We start from the raw sequence: 6,348 nt of genomic DNA on the forward strand, positions 1-6,348 counted from the left end.
GGCATCGGGCTGATCCTGATCTTCTACTTCATGAACTACTGCATGTCGCCCATCTTCAACGCCATCGGGCGTGACGTTTACAAGGTGTCGACCACCACGGTCTCACTGCATGTGGTCTGGGCCTTCCTGGTGGCCGCTGTGCTGGGCACCACCTCGGGCGCCATCGTGGACAGGATCGGCCGCAAGCCCGCCATCATCATCGCCGCTTGCCTGATGATTCTGGGCTTCGCAGGGTCCGCACTGGTGGTCAACTCCGGCCTGCTGGCCCTGACGCTGACTGCCTGCGTCTACTATGCCGGGGTCGGACTGATGTATTCGCCCATCGTCTCCACCGTACTTGACACCCTGCCTCAGGACCAGTCGGGCCGCGGTGTGGGCATGAACGATCTGGTTATGAACGTGACCGGCTCCATCGGCATCGCCATCATCGGCGGTCTGATGGGCAAACCCAGCCTGGAGGGCTTCAGCATCATGGGCGCCACTGGTCCGGCTGCCAATTACAGCAACCTGCTGCTGATCGGGGCCGCTGTGTCCATGCTGGGCCTGGTTGTGTATTTGATCTGCAAGAAGACCATCTACGCCACGACTGCAGACCAGCAGTAGAACAGTTGTAGGCGACCGTCCGAGCGTGTAAAGAGGAGTTGCTTCCTGTGCTGCGCTTGGGCGGTCGACTGATATGTGTGGTGGGAGCGCGGGAGGAGTGTCGGCTCACTTGGGGTTTGAGCCTTTATTGACGCTGGCCTCCCTGCTCCCTGTTCTGGCCGGGGGGTGATCCGTTCCCGGCCTGTCTTACTCGTGTGAAGCGTGTAGCAGCTGTAGTTGTTCTCTGCGGTGGCGGCGGGATGCCAGCACCCCGCCCATGCCGGTCATCCCGGTGGTCAGGGCGAGCAGGATGCCTTCCCCTCCAGCCCGGGGGAGCACGCCTGGAGGCGCTACAGGCATGTACGTGTATTGGAGGTTGTTGTAGGTCAGGGTGCTTCCTGCGCCGCCCAGCGTGTAGTCGACGCTGACCGTGACCGTGCCAGGTAGGTGCGCGGGCGTGGTCACGGTAACGCTGTTGCCATCGCCGCGCGTCAGGCCTTTTGCGGCATCGCGGTCGAATTTGACGCCGGTGATCACCGGCTGCAAATTGAACGCCACCGCCACAGGGACCTTAGAGTCGTCGGTAGTGCCGTCACCGAGGTGGCCGTATTCGTTCCATCCCCATGCTTTGGTGTTCCCGTTTTTGTCGATCGCCAGCGAATTATAGTATCCGGCGCTCACTCGCGCAGCGTTCAGCCAGGGGCCGACTGCATTTGTAGACTGCTCGGAAGCGAACACCTTTACAGGGGTAAGCCGATCTCCCGAATCGTTGTTACCGAGCCCACCATACCAGTTGGCTCCCCACGCCAATGTGTTCCCATCCGTGTCGATAGCCAGTGAATGCCATCCTCCGGCGCTAATCTGAATGGCTTTCAGCCCTGTGCTTGCATCGGAGGGGTTGCCAGAGTCACGTACGCGCACGGGGACAGTGGAAGATGTTCTGGTGTTGTTGCCGAGCTGGCCATTCGGGTTGTTTCCCCAGGCGTAGGCGTATCCGTCGCTGCCCACGGCCATTGAATGATAAAATCCGGCGCTGATCTGGATGGCTTTCAGCCCCGTATTAACGTTGGATCTTGTCGAGGGATTGCATACGCGTACGGGGACAGAGGAAAACCCACTGCTGGTGTTGTTGCCGAGCTGGCCATATGGGTTGTTTCCCCAGGCGTAGGCGTATCCGTCGCTGCCTAGGGCCAGCGAATAATTGTTCCCGGCGCTGACCTGCACGTAGGTGAAAGCCGACGGCGTGCCTGTAGGCTTCTTCACCATGACCGGCGTAGTCCGGGGGTTGCCGGTCGTCCCGTTGCCGAGCTGGCCATACGCGTTGTTTCCCCAGGCGTAGGCGTTCCCATCGCTACCTAGTGCCAGAGAATGATTGCTTCCAGCGCTGACCTGTATGGCTTTCAGTCCTTTGCCTGTGTCAGTGGGGCTGTTGGGGTCGCGTACGCGCACGGGAACAGAATTCGCATTGTCGCCGCTGGTGGTGTTGTTGCCGAGTTGGCCAACGCCATTGTTTCCCCAGGCGTAGGCGTATCCGTCGCTGCCGAGGGCCAGTGAATGAGAGCCGCCGGCGCTGACTTGCACGTAGGTGAAAGCCGACAACGTGCCTGTAGGCTTCTTCACTATGACCGGCGTAGTCCGGGGGTTGACGGTCGTCCCGTCGCCAAGCTGGCCATACGTGTTGTTTCCCCAGGCGTAGGCGTTCCCATCGCTACCCACCGCCAAGGAAAAACCATAACTATAGTCTGTTGACCCGGCAATCTGGTTGAATTTGATGCCGTTGGTAGTCGCTGGCGGTGTGATGGTGGTCTGTTGCCCTCCTGTCCGGCTGCCTTTGTCGGGATTGATACTCCACGTCTTGCTGGCGCTTGTGCTTGTCCATTTGGCGGTGAGGGTGAGGTTCTGGGTGACGGGTCTGCTGAAGTCGTAGGCGACCTGCCCGATGAACCATCCGTCGAACTGGTAGCCTTGGCGTGTCGGGTCGGGGGAGGGTCGTTTGGCCCTGCCGTACGGGGTGGAGACATTCTGGTCTGCGGGTTTGGGGTTTCCCTCTCCTGCGTCGAAGTGGATTGTCAGTGCAGAGCTTCGTTCGGCGTTCCTGGTCAGGGGCTGGTCGACCGTGTACTTGAGGCTTCTGGTGAAGGGCTGGCTGTCTTGTCTGCCGGTGATGGTGATGGCGGCTGGTCCGGGTTTGCGGGCGGGCATGTCTGTCTGCCAGGCGTCGCCGGTCCTGGTGAGTGTGAGCGTCTGGCCGTCCAGGCTGGCTGTTTCCAGTGTGGACGCGGTGCTGGAGACGAGCCTGGATGGCTTGCCGGGCTTGCCTTGAGCGTCCAGGCTCCACTGGTATAGGCTGCCTTGTCTGCTGGTGGCGGTGATCCTGCCGTCGGCTTCGACGGCCTGCATGTAGGGCTGGCTCCTGTTGTCCGCCCGGACGGGTTTGCTGCCGGGCTTCCAGGCCCAGACTTGGCCGTCCCTGCCGGTGATGATGGCCTGGTCCTTGTCGCCGGCGATCCTGCTGGCCTGCACGCCGCCCGGCATGCTGACCTGGGTCATGGCGGTCGTGCCGTCTGACAGGTACCAGGCCTGCCTGTCCGCGTCCAGGAAGAGGAACCCTTGGCTGAGGGCTTGGGCTTGGATGATGCGAATTTCGAATTTTGTTTTAATGCGTACTGGCTCGGTTTTTCCGGTGTTGCTCGTCTCCCAGGTCCAGGCTTGCCCGTCCGCGTCCAGGATGAGGATCCGCTTGTCGGAGGCGGCGGCGGTCACGGCCTGCGCCTGCCCGGGCAGGCTGGCCGTGGCCTTCTGGGTGAATTCCGGGGTCTGGTCCTGGCTGCCGGCCTGGCTGGCCTGGTAGGCGTGGACCTGTCCCTGCCGGTCCACCGCCAGGAGCAGGTCATTGTCCGTGCTGATGCTGGTGAACCCGGTGTTCCGGTCAGTGTTGAGGATGGTGGGCGTGGCCTGTTGGCTGGTCCAGGTGTAGACCTGCTGGTCGGAGCCGAGGGCGGCCTGCCACCGGCTGCCGGCTGCGGCCTGCAGGTAATGGAACCCTTCGGCAGCCTGGGCGGGGGAGGGCACCTGTTTGGGTGTGCCCTCTTGCGACCAAGTGTAGATGCGGCCGTCGCCGGTCAGGCCGACGGCCTGTTCGCCTGCGGCGTGGATGCTGCTGAAACGTGGTTCTTGCTTGTCGGGCGGGTTGATGGTCAGGCGGGTGCCGGTGGCGGGCCCGTGGTCCGGGCTCAGCATCCAGTCCGTGGTTTTCGACCACTGGGCTTTCAGGGTCGTGTCCTGGAGGATGGGGGCCTGGAAGTCATAGGGCTGGCCGTCAAGCATCCACCCGTCGAACCGGAAGCCATCACGCTGAGGATTGTGTTCCGGAGGGGCGGCGAGAGTCCCGGTCTTCACGCTCGCCTGGGTTGGCCTGCTGCCGTCGGCCGGGTCGAAGCGCACCGTATGCGAGGCCTGGTCATCCGTCTGCTCGGATGGCTTGTCTGAAGCGGAGTCTGTGTTTTCTGATGTGCCCGTCGGCGATGACGGGATGTCCGGATTTGGCGTTGCCGAGCTTAACGGCGAGGCGGTTTCCGGAGGTGAGGGCAGGGGAGTATTGGTTGCGCTGTTGGGGGGAATGGCGGGGGTTTGTTCAGCTACGTGGGGGCCTGATCCGGCGGGTGCAGGAGCGTCCGCTTGGGCGGATGCGACGCCCAGGCCTGCCAGCAGGCCCAACAGGACGGCCGTCATCGCCAACGCGCGACGCAGACGGGAAACCAGACGCATGAAACCAACCCCCCAACCAACATCAAGCGGTATAAACACCGCCTGCCTTGCCATATCTTAACGTCATTACTGTCGGAAAGCCGTATTTCCTGCCTCCGCCAGCCCTGCATCCCATCGCAGGAACCAGTAATGAAAAGCCAGCCGGTCCACGACACCCCTGTTTTCGCCCAACCACCCAGCACACAAACAGCGCACATAAGCCAGAGTCAGCCGCCCGGCTGCAATGATCCTCTCGGCTGAGGAGGGCGGCTGCTTACAGCAATTATCTGGGATGTGAGTATGGACAGTGGCTGGGCTGACTTGTGCTCATGTGCCATCGGCCTGCCTGCCCGCGTTTCGCTATCTGCAGTGTAGAAGCGGGGAGCGCATAACCGCCTTCAATTTTTTGTCAGCAGTAATTGACAATAGTGTGGTGGGGGGCGCGGGAGGTGTGTCGGCTCACTTGGGGTTGAGCCTTGTATGACATTCCTCCGTGCGCCCCATGTAAGCCGGGGCGGGGGGATTAATCCGTTCCGGCCTTTCTTACTCGTGCAAAGTGTGTAGCAGCTGTCTCTGTTCTCTCAGATGGCGGCGGGAGGCCAGCACCCCGCCCATGCTGGTCATGCCGGTGGCGAGGACGAGCAGGACGCCTTCACCGCCGGCTCTAGGCAACACGCCCAAGGGTGTGTACGTGTATCTGAGGGAGTCGTAGGTCAGGGTGCTTCCTGTGCCGCCCAGCGTGTAGTCCACGCTGACCGTGACCTCGCCCGGTTCATGAGGGGGCGTGGTCACGGTGACGCTGCCATCGTCCTGGCTTTTAGATATATCCTTGATGGCTTTGCCGTCGAAGCTGACACCGGTGATTACTGGAGATAGGTCGAACGTCACCGGCACCGGAACACGATTCGCGTCGTTGCCACTGGTGGTGCCGTTGCCAAGCTGACCGTAGCGGTTGAACCCCCATGCACTTGTGTTACCGTCTTTGCCGATTGCCAGCGAATGATTCCCTCCGGCGCTAATTTGCGCTGTGCTCAGCCAGGGGCCGGCCTTGCTTGTAGATTGATCGGAAGCGAACACCTTCACGGGGGAATGTTGATCGCTCGTGGTGTTGTTGCCGAGCTTCCCATAGTTGTTTTGTCCCCACGCCCAGGCGTTTCCATCCGTGTCGACAGCCAGCGAATGAGCCCATCCGGCGCTCACTTGCACAGCCTTCAGCACTGTACTTGTATCCTTTGGGTTGAGAAGCACCGAACTGGGGACAGGATTCCTTAGGCTGCTTGTGCTGCCGTTGCCGAGTTGGCCATAGTCGTTGTGCCCCCATGCCCATGTGTTCCCGTCTTGGTCGATTGCCAACGAAAGAGAGCCTCCGGCGCTGACTTGGACAGCTTTGAGCACCGTGCTCGCATGCTTGGGATCGAGCAGCACCGAGCTGGGAGTAGGATTCGCGTTAGTGCCGCTGGTTTTTCCGTTGCCGAGTTGGCCATAGTCGTTGCGTCCCCATGCCCATGTGTTCCCGTCTTGGTCGATTGCCAGCGAATGGAAATCCCCGGCGCTGACTTGGACAGTTTTGAGCACCGTGCTCGCATGCTTGGGATCGAGCAGAACTGACTGAGGGGTGTTAGTGCCCCTGGTATTTCCGTTGCCGAGCTGGCCGTTGTCGTTGTTTCCCCATGCCCATGTGTTCCCATCTTGGTCGATTGCCAGCGAAAACAACCTTCCGGCGCTCACCTGTATGGCTTTCAGCCCCGTATCAACGTTGGATCCTGTGGAAGGATCGCATACGCGCACGGGGACGGACGAAAAGCTTGTTGTGTTGTTGCCGAGCTGGCCGTTGTTGTTGTTTCCCCAGGCGTAGGCGTATCCGTCGCTGCCCACGGCCAGTGAATGATCGGTTCCGGCGCTGACCTGCACGTAGGTGAAGTCCGTCGACACGCCTGCAGGCTTCTTCACTATGACTGGTGTATTTCGGTTGCTGGTATTTCCGTTGCCGAGCTGGCCGTAGTTGTTGAATCCCCAGGC

At 61.2% G+C, this 6,348-nt stretch carries 3 protein-coding genes; 1 reads left to right on the forward strand and 2 read right to left on the reverse strand.

All coding sequences use genetic code 11. The features are described from left to right. Nucleotides 1–603: MFS transporter (locus AC0AP0_RS07565; RefSeq protein WP_490429997.1), on the forward strand; the 603-nt coding region annotated here is incomplete at its 5' end. Between the two features lie 186 nt (nucleotides 604–789). Here the strand turns inward: AC0AP0_RS07565 and AC0AP0_RS07570 are convergent. Together AC0AP0_RS07570 and AC0AP0_RS07575 are read right to left on the reverse strand one after the other, a co-directional pair. Beyond that, nucleotides 790–4,350, reverse strand: a complete 3,561-nt coding sequence (locus AC0AP0_RS07570) for an RCC1 domain-containing protein (RefSeq protein WP_490429999.1) — start codon at nucleotides 4,348–4,350, stop codon at nucleotides 790–792. A 522-nt stretch (nucleotides 4,351–4,872) separates the two neighbouring features. Then, on the reverse strand, nucleotides 4,873–6,348 hold a 1,476-nt coding region (locus AC0AP0_RS07575), incomplete at its 5' end, for an RCC1 domain-containing protein (RefSeq protein WP_490430001.1).

This window comes from Bifidobacterium sp. POST2/T3 (B1) (genome assembly GCF_058197115.1).